18 protein-coding genes are annotated in these 19,907 nt (G+C 70.8%); 13 read left to right on the top strand and 5 right to left on the bottom strand.

Annotation, left to right across the window (positions count from 1 at the left end; genetic code table 11):
- Positions 1 to 21: 21 nt before the first annotated feature.
- The 3 genes from J5226_RS02565 to J5226_RS02555 form a co-directional block, all read right to left on the bottom strand.
- Positions 22 to 1,476 carry a porin gene (locus J5226_RS02565; protein ID WP_215838301.1) on the bottom strand — a complete coding sequence of 485 codons (1,455 nt, stop codon included), beginning with the start codon at positions 1,474 to 1,476 and terminating at the stop codon, positions 22 to 24.
- A 359-nt stretch (positions 1,477 to 1,835) separates the two neighbouring features.
- Complete coding sequence (locus J5226_RS02560) at positions 1,836 to 2,099, bottom strand: hypothetical protein (RefSeq protein WP_215838300.1); 264 nt, start codon at positions 2,097 to 2,099, stop codon at positions 1,836 to 1,838.
- The gene (locus J5226_RS02555; RefSeq protein WP_215838299.1) at positions 2,096 to 2,611 is read right to left on the bottom strand and encodes an Rrf2 family transcriptional regulator; all 516 of its coding nucleotides are present in this window, start codon (positions 2,609 to 2,611) and stop codon (positions 2,096 to 2,098) included. The genes J5226_RS02560 and J5226_RS02555 overlap by 4 nt, the downstream gene beginning before the upstream one ends.
- A 217-nt stretch (positions 2,612 to 2,828) precedes the next feature.
- Between J5226_RS02555 and J5226_RS02550 the strand changes: the two genes are divergently transcribed.
- Both J5226_RS02550 and J5226_RS02545 read left to right on the top strand, forming a co-directional pair.
- A complete protein-coding gene (locus J5226_RS02550) occupies positions 2,829 to 3,686 on the top strand; it encodes an ABC transporter permease (protein WP_215838298.1) in 858 nt (285 codons plus the stop codon).
- A complete protein-coding gene (locus J5226_RS02545) occupies positions 3,683 to 5,248 on the top strand; it encodes an ABC transporter ATP-binding protein (protein WP_215838297.1) in 1,566 nt (521 codons plus the stop codon). Before J5226_RS02550 ends, J5226_RS02545 begins: the two co-directional genes overlap by 4 nt.
- A gap of 79 nt (positions 5,249 to 5,327) precedes the next feature.
- Here the strand turns inward: J5226_RS02545 and J5226_RS02540 are convergent, their stop codons facing one another.
- Complete coding sequence (locus tag J5226_RS02540; RefSeq protein ID WP_215838296.1) at positions 5,328 to 5,576, bottom strand: hypothetical protein; 249 nt, start codon at positions 5,574 to 5,576, stop codon at positions 5,328 to 5,330.
- 512 nt (positions 5,577 to 6,088) lie between these two features.
- On the opposite strand from J5226_RS02540, the gene J5226_RS02535 reads away from it, so the two are divergent.
- The gene (locus J5226_RS02535) at positions 6,089 to 7,546 is read left to right on the top strand and encodes a YadA-like family protein (protein ID WP_215838295.1); all 1,458 of its coding nucleotides are present in this window, start codon (positions 6,089 to 6,091) and stop codon (positions 7,544 to 7,546) included.
- A gap of 265 nt (positions 7,547 to 7,811) precedes the next feature.
- Here J5226_RS02535 and J5226_RS02530 read toward each other — a convergent pair whose 3' ends face one another.
- Positions 7,812 to 8,828 carry a pteridine-dependent deoxygenase gene (locus J5226_RS02530; protein ID WP_215838294.1) on the bottom strand — a complete coding sequence of 339 codons (1,017 nt, stop codon included), beginning with the start codon at positions 8,826 to 8,828 and terminating at the stop codon, positions 7,812 to 7,814.
- Positions 8,829 to 9,168: 340 nt separating this feature from the next.
- Here J5226_RS02530 and J5226_RS02525 point away from each other — a divergent pair, with 340 nt between their 5' ends.
- The 10 genes from J5226_RS02525 (at position 9,169) to J5226_RS02480 (ending at position 19,849) form a co-directional block, all read left to right on the top strand.
- Positions 9,169 to 9,438, top strand: a complete 270-nt coding sequence (locus J5226_RS02525) for a phosphopantetheine-binding protein (protein ID WP_215838293.1) — start codon at positions 9,169 to 9,171, stop codon at positions 9,436 to 9,438.
- A 67-nt stretch (positions 9,439 to 9,505) separates the two neighbouring features.
- Complete coding sequence (locus J5226_RS02520) at positions 9,506 to 10,216, top strand: ketosynthase (protein WP_255322971.1); 711 nt, start codon at positions 9,506 to 9,508, stop codon at positions 10,214 to 10,216.
- A 115-nt stretch (positions 10,217 to 10,331) separates the two neighbouring features.
- Positions 10,332 to 10,655: a polyketide synthase dehydratase domain-containing protein gene (locus tag J5226_RS02515; RefSeq protein WP_215838292.1), complete on the top strand. Its 324-nt coding sequence runs from the start codon at positions 10,332 to 10,334 to the stop codon at positions 10,653 to 10,655.
- Entirely contained in the window at positions 10,652 to 11,638 is a 987-nt protein-coding gene (locus tag J5226_RS02510) for an acyltransferase (RefSeq protein ID WP_215838291.1), read from the top strand. The genes J5226_RS02515 and J5226_RS02510 overlap by 4 nt, the downstream gene beginning before the upstream one ends.
- The gene (locus J5226_RS02505; protein ID WP_255322970.1) at positions 11,550 to 12,299 is read left to right on the top strand and encodes a LolA-related protein; all 750 of its coding nucleotides are present in this window, start codon (positions 11,550 to 11,552) and stop codon (positions 12,297 to 12,299) included. Before J5226_RS02510 ends, J5226_RS02505 begins: the two co-directional genes overlap by 89 nt.
- Entirely contained in the window at positions 12,299 to 14,650 is a 2,352-nt protein-coding gene (locus J5226_RS02500) for an MMPL family transporter (RefSeq protein ID WP_215838290.1), read from the top strand. The genes J5226_RS02505 and J5226_RS02500 overlap by 1 nt, the downstream gene beginning before the upstream one ends.
- Before the next feature lie 140 nt (positions 14,651 to 14,790).
- A complete protein-coding gene (locus J5226_RS02495; protein WP_215838289.1) occupies positions 14,791 to 17,802 on the top strand; it encodes an autotransporter outer membrane beta-barrel domain-containing protein in 3,012 nt (1,003 codons plus the stop codon).
- Positions 17,803 to 17,834: 32 nt separating this feature from the next.
- The gene (locus J5226_RS02490) at positions 17,835 to 18,263 is read left to right on the top strand and encodes a phosphotransferase (RefSeq protein ID WP_215840299.1); all 429 of its coding nucleotides are present in this window, start codon (positions 17,835 to 17,837) and stop codon (positions 18,261 to 18,263) included.
- Between the two features lie 61 nt (positions 18,264 to 18,324).
- Complete coding sequence (gene fabG / locus J5226_RS02485; RefSeq protein WP_345778195.1) at positions 18,325 to 19,071, top strand: 3-oxoacyl-ACP reductase FabG; 747 nt, start codon at positions 18,325 to 18,327, stop codon at positions 19,069 to 19,071.
- A gap of 160 nt (positions 19,072 to 19,231) precedes the next feature.
- Complete coding sequence (locus J5226_RS02480) at positions 19,232 to 19,849, top strand: hypothetical protein (RefSeq protein WP_215838287.1); 618 nt, start codon at positions 19,232 to 19,234, stop codon at positions 19,847 to 19,849.
- Positions 19,850 to 19,907 lie beyond the last annotated feature (58 nt).

Below are 19,907 nucleotides of genomic sequence, written 5' to 3'. Positions count from 1 at the left end.
CGTGTGGAAGAGCGAGCGGAATCAGAAAGCGAGCTGGGCGCGGGTGAAGAAGGTCTTTTCGTCCTCGCGGTCGCGGCCGCCCGCGGCGCCGCCGTCGAATTGGGTTTGGGTGTAGTTGGCGACCAGCTTCAGGTTGGCGGTGAGGTACCAGTTCAAGCCCAGCCCCCACGAGCGCGCGGCGGCGGCGACGGCGTTGGGATCGGCGAAGCGCGGGAACGCGGCGTCGTCGATCTCCAGGCGGCCGTAGCGCGCGACCAGCTCGAACGCGCCCCAGCCTGCACTACCGACGGTAAAAGGTTGGTTAGGCCGGGCGACGCCGCGATAGCCCGCGTCCTCGCCGGTGAGCACCACGCCGGCGGTGACTTGCCAGGCGCGGTGGTCGAGTTCCTCGCGCGCCGCGCCGACGCGGACTTCCTGGCTGGAGCTGACGTACTCGCTGAGCAGGCCGAAGCGGTTGCGGTAGAAGTACAGCTGCGGCGACCAGCGCTTGGTCGCGCCGTCGGCGAGCACGGTGCTGCGGTAGTTGAAGAACTGCGCCTGTCCGGGCGTGCGGTAGCGCGGCAAATAATTGTTGCCGCTGCCGGCGCGGTCGCCGGCGCTGGCGCCGAGGCCGAAACCCAGGCCTTGCAGCGGGCCGCCGGCGTTCTTCCACGGTTCCAGGAAGATGCGCCCGGCGTACTCGAATTCGTTGTCGGGATTGGTGGTCGGGCTATCGCGGCCGTCGACCGCGCCGTTGAACACGCCGAGTGCGTACGACACCGTCGAGCCCGCGAATTCGCCCTGCAATTGCAGGCCCAGATCGCGGTTGGGCGTGAGTTCGGAGGCGAGGCCGAGTTCGATCAAGCCGGTCGAGCCGCTGGATTGCAGGCGCTCCAAGCCGACCGGGCTCTTGAACTTACCGATGCGCAGCGTCGCGCGCGGATCGAACTTGAGATCGAGGTAGGCGTCGTTGATGGTGGCGCTGTCGCCGGCGAACTCCGGCATGATGCGGAAGCCGATCAGGCTGCCCCAACTGCCTTCGATGCTGGGCTGGATGCGCCGCCACAGGAAGGTGTCGTTCTGCGGCACCGTCTCGTCGCCGATGAAGAAGCGGCCGTCGGCCTGCACCAGCGCCTTGAGCTTGACTTCGACATCGCCCGGCGGCGGCGACTTGATCGACAAGCCCTTGCTCGCGCTCAGCGCCACCACCGGCGTGCTCGCGGCCTTGGCCGCGCTTTCCTCGGCCTGCAGTTCCAGCTTGCGTTCGATGATGCGCAGGCGTTGGTCGAGGTCGGCGAGATTGCCGCCGTCCTCGCTGCCCGCCGGCGCGGCGGTGCCCAGGCGTTGCTCGATCGCCTTGAGGCGTTGCGCCAATTGCTCGACCGTGAGTTCGGCCGCGTGCGCGGGCAGGCCCATGGCGCAGGCGAGCGCGGCCCACAGCGGCGCGGTGGTCACGATCGCGGACGGCCGGCGTGGACGGCGGACCTGGGTTGGCATCGGTGTGCTCCTTTCATCGAAAAGACGGTGGAAGGGCCCGGGTGGCACGGACCACGGAACTCGCAGAAAAAACAACAAAGAAAAATCTCTTAGAAATCGCAGCCGCCCCCAGGCAACCCGACGACTCCCCAACAACGACGCCCCACGCGTACCCGCGCACCGCGAACGCCCGCAAACCGCGCCGACAGAAATCGCCCCGCGCCCAAGCGCGTCAACGACCTCCCGAAAACGAAATCCCCGACGCGCCCCCGCGCATCGTCAACACCAACCCGCCGCATCGACCGAAACCGCGGCCGCGCTCAAGCGCCCAGCGATTCGCAAGATCCCGTTACCCGGCGATCATCGACAGCGGCGAATCCTCATCCCCAAGACTCCGCCGCCACCGTCACTTCCACCCGCTCGCTGCGGGTGATCTCGACGATCCGCGCCCCTTGCACCACCACCTCGATCCGCCCCGCGCCGAGTCCGCGCAGCGCTTGCAGCAGCACGAACTCGCTGTCGCTGAGGTTGACGATGTTGATCTCGGGCTCCGGCGCGCGTTGCGCTTCGTAACGCACGGTCGAGACCTGCGTCGCCGGCCGCTTGCGCGCGCCGCCGGTCGCGGACTTGCGCGCCCGGGTCACGACAGGTCTCCCAGTTCGCCCGACAGGAACGTCGCGTCCAGCAGCACCGGATCGATCGCCGCCGCGCCGAAGTCCGGCATCAGCGCCAGCTCGCGCACGCTGCGCCGGTCGAGCACGTTCGACAGCGCGTCGCGCGCCTCGCGCATCAGCGCGCGCAGGCTGCAGGCGTCGGGATCGGCGCAGTCGGCGCAAGGCTGGTACGCGCTGACGCTGGCGCAGCGCACCGGCGCCAGCGGGCCGTCGATGGCGCGGATCACGTCGCCGACCATGATCTGATCGGCCGGCCGCGCCAGGGTGTGGCCGCCCTTCTGCCCGCGCCGGCTGAGGATGAAGCCGGCCTCGCGCAGATCGACCAGGATCGATTCGAGGAATTTGCTCGGCGCGCCGCTGTGCTCGGCGATCGCGCGCGCCTGCAGCCGGCCGTGGCGCGGCGCCGGCGCGGCGCGCCCGCCCTCGGCGCGCGCCAGTGCGCACATCGCGCGCAGGGCGTACTTGGCCTTCATCGTCAGCATTTCCCAGTCACCATGTAGGAAATGTGGCGCGGGGAAGGGGGGCAGGGGAAAAGGCGATGGCTTATCTGGGTATGACGGCGGGGAATGTGGGCGGGCCGGCGAGCGGTCTGGGGCCTGCGGGCGGGAAAGAAGGGGCCGGGCGGCGGGGCGATCCGCGGGGCGGGGTTCGCGGCGACGGGCGCGTCGCAAGGCCGCTTGAGCCGTTACGATGACCGCGATGCGCCTTTCCGCCCCCTTGCCCCCGCTCGCCCGCACCTGCCTGACGGTGCTCGCCGTTCTCGCCGCCGCTTGCTGGCTGGCGCCGTTGCTCAGCCGCTACGGTCCGGTGCTGCCGGACTGGGACGCGCTGTCGGCGGCGCCCGGGACGGCCGGACATTGGTTCGGCACCGACGCCATCGGCCGCGACGTGTTCGCCCGCACTTTGGCCGGCGGACGTTTGTCGCTGGGGATCGGCTTGCTCTCCAGCGTAGTGGCTTTAGCGATCGGGCTTAGCTACGGCGCGGTCGCCGGGCTCGCCGGCGGCCGGGTCGAGCGCTGGATGCTGCGCGTGCTCGACGTGTTCTCGGCGCTGCCGTTCCTGTTGGTGGTGATCTTGCTGCTGACCTTGTTCGAGCGCTCGCTGTGGCTGCTGCTGGCGGCCATCGGCGGCTACGTGTGGATCGATCTGGCCCGGGTCATGCGCGCGGAGGCCGCGCGTTTGCGCGAGGCGCCGTTCGTGCTCGCCGCGCAGGCGGCCGGCGCGAGTTTCGGCCAGCGCTTGCGCTGGCATGTGCTGCCGAATCTGTTGCCGCTGGCGTTCGTCTATCTCGGCCTGATCCTGCCGCAGGCGATCTTGGTCGAGAGCTTTCTCGGCTTTCTCGGCTTGTCGATCGACGAGCCGTCCTCGAGTTGGGGCGGCCTGCTCGCCGAGGGCGTGCAGGAACTCGACAGCGCGCCGTGGACTTTGTTGTTCCCCGCCGGCTTCCTGGTCGCCACCTTGGCGGCGTTCCAGTTTCTCGGCGACGGACTGCGCGATTGGCTGGACGTGCGCGGCCAGGCCCAGGCGCGCGAGCCGGCCGAGGCCGCGGCGGCATGAGCGCCTTGCTCGAACTGCGGGATTTGACGGTCGAAGCGGCCGAACGCGGGCGCGCGCCGCGGGCCTTGCTCGGTCCGCTAGATCTGCAACTGCACGCCGGCCAATGCCTGGGCGTGGTCGGCGAAAGCGGCAGCGGCAAGAGTTTGACGGCGTTGTCGTTGCTGGGCTTGTTGCCCGCGCCGTTGCGCGCGCGCGGGCAGTTGCGCGTGGACGGGGCCGAGGTCGGGTTGGACTCGGCCCAGCACGCGCGCTTGCGTGGTCGTACCTTGGCGTGGGTGCCGCAGGATCCGCTCGCGTCGTTACATCCGTTGCGGCGGGTCGGCGCGCAGTTGGCCGAAACCTTGCGCGCGGTGCGCGGCATGGGCGGCGCGCAGGCGCAGCGGCAGGCGCAATCGCTGCTGGAGCGCGTGCAACTGCCCGAGCCCGCCGCGGCGCTCGCGCGTTACCCGCATCAGTTCTCCGGCGGCCAGCGCCAGCGCATCGCCATCGCGCTCGCGCTGGCCACGCAACCGCGCGCGCTGATCGCCGACGAACCGACCTCGGCGCTGGATGCGCGCATCGCCCGCGACATTCTGGATTTGCTGGATCGCTTGCGGCGCGAAGACGGCCTCGCGTTGTTGCTGATCAGTCACGATCTGCCGCTGGTCGGCGCTTACGCGCAGCAATTGTTGGTCTTGCAGCGCGGCGCCGTGGTCGAACGCGGCACCGCCGCGCAGGTGTTCGCCGCGCCCGCGCAGGCGTACACCCGCGAGTTGATCGCCGCCGACAAGATCGCGCCGCTGGCGGCGACGGCCGAGGCCGATGCGCCGGTGTTGCTGCGTGGCGAAGGCTTGCGCATGCGCTATCCGCGCGCCCCGCGCGCGGCCTTGGACGGCGTCGATCTCGAATTGCGCCGCGGCGAAGGACTGGCCTTGGTCGGCGAGAGCGGCAGCGGCAAGAGCACGCTCGGCCGCGCGCTGCTGCGTTTGTTGCGCGGTGCGCAGGGACGGGTGACGTTCGACGGCGTCGATCTGGCGTCGCTGGATGCGGCGGCGCTGCGGCGGCTGCGCGCGCGCACCGGCGTGGTGTTTCAAGATCCCTACGCTTCGCTCGATCCGCGCCTGCGCGTGGTCGATATCGTCGCCGAACCTTTGCGCATCCACGGGCTCGGCGATGCGGCCGCGCGCCGCGCGCGCGCGGCCGAACTGATGCGCTCGGTGGGTCTGGACGAGCCGATGCTCGAACGTTATCCGCACCAGTTCTCCGGCGGACAGCGCCAGCGCATCGCCATCGCCCGGGCGTTGGCGACGCAGCCGCAGCTGTTGGTGTGCGACGAAGCGGTGTCGGCCTTGGATGCGCATCACCGCGCGGCGGTGTTGCAGTTATTGGCGCGGCTCAAGCGCGAGCACGGGCTGGCGTTGCTGTTCGTGACCCACGATCTGTCCGCGGCGGCCGCGGTGGCCGAGCGGATCGCGGTGCTCGAGGCGGGGCGCATCGTCGAAACCGGCACGACCGAGCGGGTGCTGCGCGAGCCGGCGCATGCGCACACGCGGGCTTTGCTGGCGGCGCGCGCGGCGTTGTAGCTGCGTCGCGGCGGCGGGTTGCGCGGTCGCGGCTTGCGCCGCTGCTACAGGAAGCGGACGCAAGTCGCGGCGCGAACGGTCAGATCAGGCCGCCGCCGAGGCTCAGGCGCGCGATGCCGACGACGATGACGAGCGCGTTGAGGATCAAGCCGGCCTTGGCGCGGCCGTTCTTGCCCGAACCGCTGAACAAAACGCCGATGGCGGCGATGATCGCGCCGACGGCGGCGAACGGAATCAGGAACCAGTTGCCCCATCCCAGCAAGGGAATCAGCGCCAGGATCATCCACAGCAGCGCCACCACGCCCCAGATCAGGCTGATCACTCCCATCGTCGTTGCGCTCCGCTGACCGGCCGGATCGGCCGCCTAGCAAAATTAGTGGCGCGCCGCGCCGGTTCAAGTGCCGTTGGTCGCGGTGGCGGGCTCGCCGTTCAAGTAGCGGCGGCTCGACGAGCGTTTGCGCGGATTTCGCGTCCGCTTTGCGGTTGGCGAAAAACACGCGTTGCGGCGGTGCTTGGCCGCGGTCGAGAGATAGAGTCGGATCGCACCGAACGCCCGTCGGTCGGGCGATTTTCGTCATCGCCGGTAGGGCCGTCGCTGCGCGCTGGATTTTCGATCAACCCGATAGTGTCTCCCTGCTGCGTTGCAGCAGCGTTACCGAAGCTATTCCGAAAGCGTCCGCTTCGGTGAAGTAATTCGCACCTTCTTGGCGGTACAAAAGTGCATAAAATCGCTTTATGGTTAGCGGGCCGGTGCCGGGGAGGGCGCGGTCTTACCGTTCAGCCAGAACGCATGCCTTGACGGTTCCGTATCGGTTCTTGTCAGCCTTAGGGGAAAATGGAATGAAACGCAGCACTCTATTGGCGCTGGCCATCGCCAGCGTCATCGGTTTGAACGTGGTCGCGCCCGGACAGGCGCTCGCAGGCAACAACTGCGACCTCAACGACGGCATCGCCGGCAACGAGAACGATGGCGGCAGCACGGCGACCGGCACGAATGCCGTCGCGTGCGGCAACAACAACATCGCCGACGGCGCGGACAGTCAGGCCTTGGGCAATGAAAACGCCGCGATAGGCTCGCGCTCGACCGCCGTGGGCAATCAGAACATCGCCATGGGCGACGCGAGCACCGCCGTGGGCCGCGGCAATCAGGCGACCGGCGCCAATGCCACCGCGGCGGGTGTCGGCAACCTCGCCAACATCGACGATTCCAGCGCGTTGGGCAACTTCAACATCGCCGATGGGGCGGGAGCGAACGCCGTGGGGCGCGGCAACAGCGCCACCGCCGATCGCGCCAACGCGTTGGGCGGCGGCAACCAGGCCAGCGGCGCGGACGCCACCGCCATCGGCAACAACAACATCGCCAGCGGCGCCCGCAGCCTCGCCGCCGGCTTCAACAGCCAGGCCACCGCCGACGACGCGGTCGCGCTGGGCAACAATTCCGTCGCCGATCGCGCCAACACGATTTCGGTCGGCGCCGCCGGCGCCGAGCGCCAGATCGTCAACGTCGCCGCGGCGACGCAGGACACCGACGCGGTCAACCTGTCCCAGCTCAATCGCGTCATGGGCGTGTTCGGCGGCGGCGCCAGCTTCGCCGGCGGCGTGTTCACGCCGCCGACGTACACGATCCAGGGCAGCGCGTTCAACGATGTCGCGTCCGCGTTCGGCGCGGTCGACGGCCGACTGACCGATCTGTACGGCCGCGTCGCCGCGATCCCGGCCGGTCCGCAGGGCCCGCAAGGCCCGCAGGGTCCGCAAGGGCCGCAGGGTCCGCAAGGGCCGCAGGGCCCGGCGGGCGGCGGCGGCGGCGGTTCGGCGTTGTCGGCCAATTACGACGACGCGTCCAAGAGCACGATGACCTTGGAAGGCGCCAACGGCACGCGCGTGGCCAACGTCGCCAACGGCACCGCCGCGACCGACGCGGTCAACGTGCGCCAGATGCAGGCCGGCAACGCGTCCTCGGTGCAGCAGGCCAACGCCTATACCGATCAGCGCATCAACGGTTTGAACCTGGACTTCGGCAACTTCCGCGCCGAAGTGAACGACCGCTTCGAGGATCTCGACCGGCGCATCCGCCGCAACGGCGCGATGTCGGCGGCGATGTCGCAGATGTCGGCCAACAGCGCTTACGCCAAGCCCGGCCGCGGCCGCCTCTCGGTCGGCGCCGGCTTCCAGGACGGCGAAAGCGGTCTGGCCATCGGCTACGGCCGCCGCATCAACGACAACGTTTCGATCAGCATCGGCGCCGCGTTCTCCGGTTCGGAGAGCTCGGGCGGCGTCGGCTTCGGGGTGGATCTTTGAGGTTGGGGTAGACGCTTCGGGATGCGGAGGGCTCGCGTAGGCGGGCCTTTCGTTTTTTGGAGCGTGGAGCGTGGAGCGGGAAGCGGGAATCGAGAAGCGGGAAAGAAGGGGGCGGGGAATGGCGGGAACGGGAAAGGCCCGCCGAAGCGGGCCTTCTTGCGGGTAGTCGGGCGGGTTCGGATCGTCAAAACAGGCAGCGGTTCGCGTGCCCGCGTTCAACCCATTCCCCATTCCCTGTTCCCCTCATTCCCGCTCCAGCTCCTACTCACCCATGCACCCCATCGATCTCCACCAGCAACTCATGCCGGCACACCGCCGCATGCAGCAGCACGCGCGGCACGCGGTCGCCGTAGCGGCGGTCGAGTTCGGCGGCGACGATCGGCAGGTCGGGCAGGTCGCGCACGTACACCTTCAGGCGCGAGCCGGGGCCGAACGCGGTCGGCAGGCCGGGGCGCTGTTGGCGCGCGGCGCCGAGCAGGCTGTCGAAATTGGCCAGGGTTTCCTCGAGTTGGGCCAGCACCGAATCGGCGTGGCGCGATTCGTGGCCGACCACGGCCGCGGTGCCCGACAGCAGCAGCGGCATCTGCGCCGGCAGCGGCGGCAGCATCGCGCGGGCGAAGCTCGGCGATTGCGGGCCGTAGCGGCGCGGATAGCGGTACGCGCTGACCTGACGCGGATTCTCCAGCGGCGCGCCGGGCGTGCGTGAGGCCAGCCAATACACCTGCAGGCGGCGCGCCCCGTCGACGCGGCCGATCGCGGTGGCCGCGGGCAGTCGCGCGGTCGGGAACTCGCCCAGGCCGTCGGCGCGGCCGACGCAGAACACGCGGTAGCGCTCTTCGTCGCCGTGGCCGAGGGTGATGCCGTCGAGGTAGTTCCAGATCCGCAGCAGATGCGGATAGCCGCGTTGCGCGGTGAACGCCAGCAGCTTGCGGTAGAGGTAATCGGCGGCGCGGCGGATTTCGCCGTTGGCCGGCTCGCCGGGCAGCGGCTCGGGTTCGTCGAGTTCGATCACGCCGAACTGCAGCGCGCCGTCTTCCGACCAGGCCAGATCGCCGTCGCGGCCGCTGCTGACCGGACCGACCCCGCGCCAGCGCTCCAGGCGGCGGTCGCCGTAGGGCTCCAGGGCCACGCGCAGGTAGCGCGGGTCGTCGTGGTGCGGCGCGTCCTGGCCGAAGCCGAACACGGCCAGGGTGTCGTCCTGGGCCAGCAGCTGCGCCGGATCGGCGTCGAGGTAATCGACGTCCAGGTGCGGACCGCCGACCATCGCGGGCGCGGCGCTCATCGCCGGCCTCGCGACGGGGCGGCGGGGTATAGCAAAAGTGCGGCAGGGGCGGGCGGCTCGGCGGAGCGGGCCGCGGCGAAGACCGGGACGGCCGTCGCGAACACGGAAACGGAAGGCTTCATGCGCAAATGATAGCTCGCGGCAGGCGCCGGCAGCGCGGTCGCGCGGTCGCAGGCCCGACCCCGCAAGGTGCGGATTTTTCGGGTCAAGCCTTTGATGCCAAAGGGTTTGACGGTTTTCGGCCAGAAGCCGCCCCGACCCTGCCGCAAAGCGATGGTTGCGCGCTGCGGCCCGATGAAGGATCGTGGCGCCCCTTGTTAAGTCTGTCACGGAACACACGATGTCTGAACAAAGCCCTGCCGAACGCGAACTGGCGCAGCTGCTGGTCGAGAGCCTGAACCTGGAAGACGTGGCCCCGGACCAGATCGACCCGGACGCGGCGCTGTTCAACGACGGCCTGGGCCTGGATTCGATCGACGCGCTGGAACTGGCACTGGCGATCACCAAGCGCTACGGCTTCCAGCTGCGTTCGGACAACGACGAAAACCGCCGCATCTTCGCCTCGCTGCGCGCGCTGTCGAGCCATATCGAGCAGCACCGCGCCGCCTGATCCTTCGCTGCATTCGCCCGCGCCGGCGCGTCCGGCGCGACCGCCGCCCGCCGGACTCCGACCCATCGTGAACGATTTCGCCTCCAGCGCCAGCGGCCCGGCGCGCGCGCTGTTGGCCATCGCCTATCCGCTGCTCGCGCACTGGGCCAGCCACGACGGCGGCGGCCTGCCGGCGGCGCTGGCGCTGGCCGATCTGGCCGCCTTCGTCGCCGTCGACGGCCTGCTGGCGCTGCGGCCGGCGCCGTGGGCGATCTTCGCCGCGCTGCTGGCCGCGCTCGCCGCGCTGGCGCGCACCCCGTATGCGCAGATGCTGCTGCTGACGCCGCCGGTGCTGTTCAACGGTTGGCTGGCGTGGTGGTTCGCGCGCAGCCTGCGCGCGCCGCGCGAGGGGCTGATCACCCGCATCGTCGCCGCCTTGTACGGCCGCGCGCCGCGCGAGCTGGCGCCGGAGCTGTATCGCTACACCCGCGGGCTGACCGCGCTGTGGGCGGCAGTGCTGGCGTTTTTGACCCTGGCCAACGGCGCCTTGGCGCTGATCGCCGTGCCCGACGGCTTGCTGGCGCGATTGGGCTACGCGCCGTCGCCGTCGATCACCCAGGAACAATGGTCGTGGTTCGCCAACATCATCAATTACGGCGTGCTCGGCGCGATGTTCGCCGGCGAGTATGCGGTGCGTTGCCGCCGCTTCCACGACCGTCCGGAAACCGGGTTCTTCGATTTCCTGCGGCGCATGGCCCGGCTCGGGCCGCGCTTTTGGAAAGAGTTGTTCTCGTCCTGAACGCCGCGCGCGCCCCAATGCGCGAGAAAACGCTTGCAGCGGCGCCGTTCCGCCGCGTTTCATCCGCGCCTGTTTTATCCTTCGATCTCAGCCAACGCCGCCGCGCGCACCGCCCATGAATTTCGTCGTCCCCGCCGATCATCCCTGCCTGCCGGGCCATTTCCCCGGCCGGCCGCTGGTGCCCGGCGTGGTGCTGCTGGAGCGGGTCCTCGAAGCCGTGCAGGCGCAGCACGGCGAGTCGAGCGGCCTGCGCCTGCCGCAGGTCAAATTCCTGCAGCCGCTGCTGCCCGGCGAAGCCGCGCAGGTCGAGCTCGAACCGCTCGCCCCGTCGCGCTGGCGCTTCCGCGTGCGCCGCGGCGAGGATCTTTTGGCCAGCGGCGAGATCGTCGCCGACGGCGCGAGCACCCACACCCCGCAACGCAAGGACGCGAACGCATGAACGCCGGGCATTGGAAAAACCGCCCCGAAGGCGCGGGGCCGCTGGCCTACCGCATCATTTTCCTGATCGCCAACCACGGCGGTCGCGCGCTGGCGCGGCTGGCGCTGTACCCCATCGTCGCCTTCTACCTGCTCGCGCGCGGCCCCGAGCGCCGCGCCTCGCGCGCCTACCTGCGCCGCGCGCTCGGGCGCGAGGCGGGGTGGCGGGACGTGGCCCGCCACATCCACACCTTCGCCGCGACCATCCTCGACCGGGTGTTCATGCTCAGCCAAGGCATGGATCGCTTCGAAGTCGAGGTGCGCGGCCTGGACGCGCTGGAAGCCCATCTCGATCGCGGCCAGGGGCTGATGCTGTTCGGCTCGCACCTGGGCAGCTTCGAAGCGCTGCGGGTGCTGGCGCGCCGGCGGCCGCAGACGCGGGTCAAGGTCGTGCTCGACCGCGGCCACAACGCCGCGCTGATGCGCTTGCTCGATGCGCTGGACCCGCAGATCGCCGCCAACGTCATCGACGCCGGCCAGGACGGTCCCAGCATCGCCCTGCAGATCAAGCACGCCACCGACCACGGCGACATCGTGGCGATGCTGGTCGACCGCGCCGGTCCGGGCGAGCCCTCGATCGCGGCGAATTTCTTCGGTGCCGGCGCGCGCTTTCCGACTTCGCCGTGGCTGATCGCCGCCGCGCTCAAGCTGCCGGTGGCGCTGGCGTTCGGCCTGTACCGCGGCGGCGCGCGCTACGAAATGGTGTTCGAGCCGTTCGCCGACGCGCTCAGCATCGAACGGCGCGAGCGCCCGGCGCAGCTGGCCGCGCTCGCCCAACGCTACGCCGAGCGCTTGCAGCACCACGCTCGCAGCGCGCCGTACAACTGGTTCAACTTCTACGATTTCTGGCATGCCGATGACGCTTCCTACGTTCCGCCCGCAACGGCTCTGCACGACCCTCGCGCTGCTGCTGGCGGCGACGTCGCCGCTCGCCGCGCCGGCTGAGCAGGCCGCCGCGAGCGCGGCCGCCGCCGTGCCCGCAGCGGCCGCCGCCGACGCCGGCGCGCAGCCCGCCGACCCGGCCTGGATCCTGCCGCGCCTGGCCCAGCCGGTGCCGGCGCGCACCGACTTCGTCGAAGTGCGCGGCTCGGCCTTGCTCAAGGCGCCGCTGCGCGTGTCCGGCGAATACCGCCGTCCCGACGCCGACACCCTGGTGCGCGAGGTGCGCGATCCGTACGCGGAAACCACCACCATCCGCACCGGCGCCAAGCCGGGCCAGGGCGAGGTCAGCATCGCCCGCGCCGGCAAGCCGCCGCGGCGCTTCTCGCTGTCGCGCGCGCCGGAACTGGTGGCGCTGCAGGCCAGCTTCGGCGCCCTGCTCGGCGGCGACCGCGCCGAACTCGAGCGCCACTACGCGCTGGCCGCGCAAGGCACGCGCCGGCAGTGGAGCGTGACGATGACGCCGAAGGACGCCCAGGTCGCCGCGCGCGTGCGCGAGATCGCGCTGTTCGGCCGCGACGAGGAACTGCGCTGCATCGAAACCCGCCCCGCGCGCGGCAGCGACCAGCAACGCACCTTGCTCGGCAGCGCCGCGCGCGCCGCCGCCGGCGTCAGCGACGCCAGCCAACTGGCCGCGCTGTGCCGCAGCCACGGCCCGGCGCGCTGATGACGCCCGCGCGCCGTCTGCTGTTCGCCCTGCTGTGGCTGGGCGTCCTCGCCGTCGCCGGCTGGGCGATCGGCGCGCAGCTGCAGCTCAGCGGCGACCTGCGCCGGTTCATGCCGAACGCGCGCACGCCGGCGCAGAAGCTGCTGCTGGAAGAACTCGGCGAAGGCCCGGGTTCGCGCCTGCTGCTGCTGGCGATCGAAGGCGACGCGCCGGCCACGCTGGCCGCGCAATCGCAGTCGATGCGCGAAGCGCTGATCGCGCAGCCCGAGTTCAAGCTGGTCGCCAACGGCGCCAGCCTCGGCCTGGACGCGGTGCCCGAACGCCTGCGGCCGTACCGCTATCTGCTGTCGCCGACGCTCGACGAACAGCGCCTGCACACCGCCTACCTGCGCGACCAGCTGCAGAACCGGGTGCAAGACCTCGGCTCGCCCGCGGGCGAGCTGATCGAGCCGCTGCTGCCCAGCGACCCGACCCTGGAAATGCTGCGCCTGGCCGAGGCCTGGCAACCCGGCGCGATGCCGCAGACGCTCGACGGCGTGTGGTTCGACCGCGCCGGCAAGCAAGCGCTGCTGGCGGTGGAAACGCGCACGGCGGGTTTCGACCCGGCCGGGCAAGAGCGCGCCATCGTCGCGATCCGCGCCGCGTTCGATAAGGCGCGCGGCGCCGGTCCGGCCCGGCTCACCATCAGCGGCCCGGGCGCGTTCTCGCTGGAAATCGGCGGGCGCACCCAGCGCGAAGCGAGTTTGATCGGCACCATCGACAGCCTGCTGTTCGTCGCGCTGCTGTGGCTGGCGTACCGCAGTTGGAAAGCGCCGCTGATCGGCGGCCTGCCGCTGGCGACCGCGGGATTGGCCGGCCTGGGCGCGGTCGCGATTTGCTTCGAGGGCGTGCACGGCATCACCGTCGCGTTCGGCTTCACCTTGATCGGCGTGGTCCAGGACTACCCGATCCACCTCTACAGCCATCAGCGTCCGGGCCTGTCGCCGTGGGCGAGCGCGCGCAGCCTGTGGCCGACGCTCGGCACCGGCGTGACCTCGACCTGCATCGCCTACCTGACCTTCTTCGTGTCCGGCGTCGACGGCCTGCAGCAGCTGGCGGTGTTCACCATCGTCGGCCTCGCCACCGCCGCGCTGACCACGCGCTTCGTGCTGCCGGCGCTGATCGATCCGGCGCCGCGCGACGTCGCCCAATCGCAGCGGCTGGCGCGGGTGTGGACCGCGCTGGCGCGCTGGCCGCGCCTGGGCGTGGCCAGCGTGTCGCTGCTGGCGGCGCTGGCCTTGGCCGTGGTCCTGTTCGTGCCCGGGCCGTTCTGGCAGAACGATCTGGCCAAACTCACCCCGGTGCCGGAAGCGGCGCTGGCGCGCGACGCGCAGCTGCGCGAGGAGCTCGGCGCGCCGGACGTGCGTTACGTCGCGGCGATCGAAGCGCGCGACGCCGAGGCCGCGCTGCAAGCCTCCGAAGGCCTGCTCAAGGAATTGCCGCAACTGCGCCAGCGCGGCGCCTTGGTCGGTTTCGATCTGGCCGCTCGCTATCTGCCCAGCGCGCGCACTCAGCTGGATCGCCAGCGTCGCCTGCCCGAACCCGAGGCGCTGCGCGCGGCGCTGGCCGAAGCGGTCGCGGCGACGCCGTTCCGCGAGGACGCCTTCGCCGATTTCCTGCGCGAGGTCGAAGCCGCGCGCCACGCGCCGCCGCTGCGGCCGCGCGATCTGGCCGGCACCGCGCTGGCGAGCAGCATCGAAGGCCTGCTGCGCGAGCGGCCCGGCCACGCCACCGCGCTGGTCGCGTTGTCGGGCTTGCACGATCCCGAAGCGGTCGAGGCGGTGGTGCGCCGCCATGGCGGCCATCTGCTGGATCTGAAACAAGCGTCGGAATCCTTGGTCGCCGAATACCGCGGCCGCGTGCTGATGGCGCTGGCCCTGGCCGGCGTGCTGCTGGCCGCGGCGGTGTGGGTGGCGCTGCGCTCGCCGCGCCGCGTGCTGCGGGTGTTGGCGCCGATGGCGCTGAGCACGCTGCTGATCCTCGCCGCGCTGCGCGGCTTCGGCGTCGAGCTCAACCTGTTCCATCTGGTCTCGCTGATCCTCGCCGCCGGCTTGGGCCTGGACTACGCGCTGTTCTTCGACCACGCCGGCGACGACCGCGCCGAACAGCTGCGCACCTTGCACGCGGTGATCGTTTGCAGCCTCACCACGTTCATGGTGTTCGCGCTGCTGGCGCTGTCGTCGATCCCGGTGCTGCGCGCGATCGGCGCGACGGTCGCGCTCGGCGTGGTGTTCAACTTCGCGCTCGCGCTGCTGATCGTGCGCGAGCCGGCGGCGATGATCGATTCCGGCGAGGACGCCGCGTCGGCCTGAACCGGCGCGCGCCGGTTCAGGCCGCGCCCGCTTCGCTCGCCGGCACGGTCGCGGCGATGGGTATCATGCGCTGCGATGATGCAGGCGGATAATCGTTTTCGCCGCGTTCCGGCACCACTCCCTTCAGGACAAGGACGATGATGACGCACTCGCTCCCGATCGAGCCCACCTCTTCCGGCCAGCGCGGCCGCCGGCGCGGCGCGCGCGGTTGGGTTCGCGGCGCGCTCGCCGCCGCGGTGGCCTTGGGTCTGCAACTGCCCGGCGCGGCGCTGGCCGCCGACCCGGTGAACTATTGGGACAACGGCAGCGGCGTGTGGAACGCCGGCAACACCAACTGGACCCGCGAGGACGGCAGCGTCGGCGCGTGGACGCCGGGCGTGGCGGCGTTCCGGGTCGCCGGCGCCAACAACGATATTTCGGTGGAGGGCGCGCAGGTCTTCACCGGCTTGGGGTTCTCCGGCGCCAACAACCTTTACCGCCTGAGCGCCGGCGCCGGCGGCGCGTTGTCGATCGGCGCGGCGCAAGCGACGATCGCGGCGGATTCGCTGGTCAGGGCGACCATCGACGTTCCCATCGTCGGCGCCGGCGGCCTCGACATCGTCGGCCCCGGTCGCGTGTACCTGAGCAACACCAACACCTATGCCGGCGATACCACGCTGCGCGGCGGCGAGTTGGACGTGGCCTTCGACGCCAGCCTGGGAGGCGGCAAGCTGCGCTTCGCCGGCGGCCAGTTGAACGTGCTGGGCAACGGCTTCGACATGGGGCGCGATATCCAAGTCGACGCCGCCGCGACCAACCGCATCCAACTGCTGGGCAGCGATGCGGCCGCTCTGCGGCTCAAGGGCAACGTCTCCGGTACCGGCCGGCTGAACATCTTCGGCCGCGGTTCGGTGACGTTCGAGCAGCGCAACGACGGCTTCAGCGGCGGCCTGGTCGTCAACAACAACGCGACGATCGTCGCCCGGACGACGGGCGCCTTCGGCACCGGCCCGTTGGCGGCTTACGACAATGCCGAGATTCGCTTCGAGTCGCAGGCGAGCGCGGCCGATCTCGGCATCACCGTGCTCGACGGGGCGGCCCGCACGATTTCGACCGTGCGTTTCGTCGACCGTTCCGACGCGGGGCGCGCGACCATCGCGATCGAGAACCTCTACGGACAGGTCTTGTTCGAGGACGAATCCAGCGCCGGCAGCGCGCGCATCGGCAGCGGCGGCTTCGGCACCGTCGCCTTCGGCGAAAGCAGCAACGCCGGCAACGCCGTGATCGCGCTGGCCAGAGGCACCTCCACCACGGTGTCGTTCTTCGACCAGGCCGACGCCAGGCAGGCGACGATCGTCAGCGCCGGCACGGTCGCCTTCCGCGACCACGCGGTGGCCGGCGGCCTCGCCATCGGCAACGTGTTCGCGGTGGACACGTCCGGCATGAGCCAACCGCTGTCGATCGGCTCGCTGGCCGCCGGCGGGCTGCTCCGGCTCGGCGCCTCGACGCTGACCCTGGGCGGGCTCGGGCGCGACGACGCCATCAGCAGCATGGAGGGCACCGGCACGCTGGTGAAGACCGGCGCCGGCACCCTCGCGCTGGAGAGGGCGTCCGGCCTGTTCACCGGTCAGGTGCAGGTCGAGCAGGGCCGCGTGCGCCTGGACGATTTCAGCGCGGGCGTTTTCAGCGTCGGCGCGAACGGCACGCTGTTCGGTAAGGGCCGCATGCGCGGCCTGACCAACGCCGGCACGCTCGCGCCCGGCGACGGGCTCGGCGTGCTGACCGTGGACGGCGATTACCTGCAGCGCGCCGGCGCGCGGCTGCAGGTCGACGTCGCCGCGGACGGCCGCGCCGACCTGCTCAAGGTCGGCGGCCGCGCGGTGCTGGAAGGCGGCACCCTCGACGTGATCAAGGCGCCGGGCCAGTACGCCTACGGCACCCGCTACACCTTGATCGACGCGCAGGGCGGGGTAAGCGGCCGGTTCGACCAACTCACCCAGAACCAGCCCTTCCTCAAGCTCGCCATGACCTACGACGCGCAACACGCCTATCTGGACGTGCTGCGCAGCGACACCCGCTTCCAGGACGTGTGCGACGGCTTCAATCGCTGCGGCGTCGCCACCGCGCTCGACGCCATCGCCGCCGGCGGCCGGCCCAGCGCCGATATGGAAGCGGTGATCGAAGAGCTGACCACGCTGAGCGAGGCCGGCGCGATGAGCGGCATCGATCGCTTGTCCGGCGACGCCCACGCCGGCTTCGCCGCCGCGCTGCTGCAGCGGCACTCCTCGTTCGGCCAGGACCTGAGCCGGCGCGCGCTGCAACGCGACGGCGCCGGCGACGCCGGACGCGGCGGCGCCTGGATCCGCGTGTCCGACGGTTCCACCCGCATGGACGGCGACCGCAACGCGCCGGGCGTGGATCTGGACGCGCGCGGCACCGCGCTGGGCGCGGACGGTTGGATCGCCGAGTCGGTGCTGTTGGGCGCGAGCGCGCAATTCGACAAGCTCGACGCCGATTTGCGCGCGGGCGACCAGGCCAAGGCCGAGGTCGCGCAACTCACGGTGTACGCCGGTTGGCGCGGCGCGAACGCCTATCTCAACGGCGCCTTGGGCTATGCCAGTTGGCGCAACCGGGTCGAGCGCAGCGTGGTGGCGGGCGACATCGCGCGTCGGGCGCAATCGCGCTACGACGGGCAAAGCTACAGCGCTTACCTGGAAGGCGGCTGGACTTTCGAGCTCGGCGGCTCGCGCCTGCAGCCCTTGCTGAGCATCGCCCGCACCCGTCTGGACAACGACGGCTTCCGCGAGGGCGGCGCGCAGGACGTCGATCTGGTCGGCGCTTCGGCGAAGCTGGCGCGCACCACCGCCAGCGCCGGCCTGCGTTGGAGCGCGGATTACGATCTGGGCGACTGGGCGCTGTCGCCGCGCCTGGAAGCGCGGGCGTTGCGCGGCTACGGCGACGAGTATGCGCAAACGAACCTCGAGTTCGCCGGCGCGCCGGGCTACGGCTTCGGCGTGCGCAGCGCGGCGCTGCCGAAGCAGGGCGGCCTGGCCAGCGCCGGTATCCAGCTCGGCCGCGGCGAACGCCTGAGCCTGTTCCTGGACTGCGCCTACCAGCGCGGCGACGGCGTGCGCTCGCGCGATCTCAGCGCCGGCCTGCGCTATCGCTGGTGACCCGCGCGACCGATACCGAGAACGGCAGCATGATTCAGACCCGCGCAGCCATCGCCGAGCTGATCCCGCACCAAGGTCTGATGTGCCTGTGGGACGCGGTGCCCGAATGGGACGACGAGCGCATCCTCGCGCGCAGCGGCGGCCATCGCGATCCGGCCCATCCGCTGCGCAGCGGCGAACGGCTGCACGCGGTGCATTTGTGCGAGTACGGCGCGCAGCTGATGGCCGTGCACGGCGGCCTGTTGGCGCGCGCGCACGGCGGCCGCGCCAAGCCCGGCGTGTTGGTGGCGCTGCGCGGCGTGGAGTTGCGCGCCGCGCGCATCGACGATCTGCCCGGCGAGTTGGAAGGCCGCGCGCGCAAGCTGATCGCGACGGACGACAGTTGGCAGTACGAGTTCGAGATTTCGCATGCCGGCGAGGTGCTTGCGAGCGGGCGCGCGGCGGTGATGGCGCGGGGCTAGGAACCAGTGAAGAGGAACCAGGAACGAGCGGGCTGCCACGGCTCCCGTTCGGTTTCGGAGAATGGCGATGAGCGGAGCGGATAAGCAGGCGCGGCGCGCCTTGGTGACCGGCGGCAGCGGCGATTTGGGCGGAGCGATCTGCTTGCGTCTGGCCGCGCAGGGCTGGCGGGTGATCGTGCACGCCAACAGCGGCGTCGAGCGCGCGCAGGCGGTGGCCGCGCGGATCCGCGAGGCGGGCGGCGCGGCGGACGCGGTGGCGTTCGACGTCGCCGACGGCGAAGCCGCGCGCGCGGCGATCGCGGCGCTGCTCGACGCCGGGCCGATCCAGTGCGTGGTCAACAACGCCGGCATCCACGACGACGCGCCGATGGCCGGCATGAGCGAGGCGCAGTGGAAGCGCGTGGTCGATGTCTCGCTGCACGGTTTCTTCCACGTCACCCAGCCGCTGCTGCTGCCGATGGCGCGCACCCGCTTCGGCCGCATCGTCAGCGTGTCCTCGGTCGCCGCGGTGCTCGGCAATCGCGGCCAAACCAACTACGCCGCGGCCAAGGCCGCGTTGCACGGCGCGTCCAAGTCGCTGGCGCGCGAGATGGCCAGCCGCGGCATCACCGTCAACGTCGTCGCGCCCGGCGTGATCGAAGGGCGCATGGCCGCCGAGGCGTTTCCGCCCGAGGCGATCAAGCAGATGGTGCCGGCCGGGCGCGCCGGGCGCGCCGACGAGGTCGCGGCGTTGGTCGGGTTCCTGTGTTCGGACGAAGCCGGTTACATCAACGGGCAGGTGATCGGGATCAACGGCGGCATGGGCTGAGCGCCAGGCGAAGGCGCGAGCCCGGCTCGCCGCGCGCATCGGTCGCGATGGACCGGTGAGGCGTTCGTCCGTCGGCGTCGAGCGGTCTGGGTTTCGCGCCGGTCAGCGATTACCCTATGCGCGCGCCGGAAACGCCGGCGTTTTCTAGGGGAAAATCCAGATGTCCAAGCTGCTGCGCGTCGCGCTGCTGTTGCTGTCGCTTTGCTCGGTTCCGGCGTTCGCCAAGGAACCGTTGATGGTCCGCGCCGAGGATCAAAATCCCAAGCCCGAACCCGGCAAGGCGTTGCTGGTGTTCGTGCGCGCGGCGTTCGTCGGCGGCGGCATCGCCTCGACCGTGTACGACGCGCCCGACGACGCCACCCGCTTCCTCGGCGCGCTGATCTTCAAGCAGAAGATGGCGGTGCAGATGGAGCCGGGCGAGCACCGGCTGATGGTCGTGTCCGAGAACGCCGACTTCGTCGACGTCAAGCTCGACGCCGACAAGACCTATTACCTGCTGGTCAGTCCGCGCCCGGGCGTGTGGAAGGCGCGCTTCTCGCTGCTGCCGATCCACAACCGCGCCGACGCCAAGTACAACCTGCTCGGCGAAGACTTCAAGAAGTGGATGGAAAAGACCGAGTACGTGACTCCGACGCCGGCCGCCGCGGCCTGGTACGAAGAGCACAAGGGCAGCGTCGCCGAGAAGAAGACCGAATACCTGGTCAAGTGGAACAAGATGGACGCGCCCGACCGCGCCGAGCTGGTTCTGCACGCCGAAGACGGCGTCGTCGCGAAGTAAGCCGAGCCCGCCTCGCGGATTCGCCCGCGCGCGCTGCCTCGGCGGGCGCGCGGGAGCG

It is taken from the genome of Lysobacter sp. K5869, from assembly GCF_018847975.1.
Classification (GTDB): domain Bacteria; phylum Pseudomonadota; class Gammaproteobacteria; order Xanthomonadales; family Xanthomonadaceae; genus Lysobacter.
Note: the sequence above shows the minus strand (reverse complement) of the source record. Positions and strands in the feature narration are given on the sequence as shown.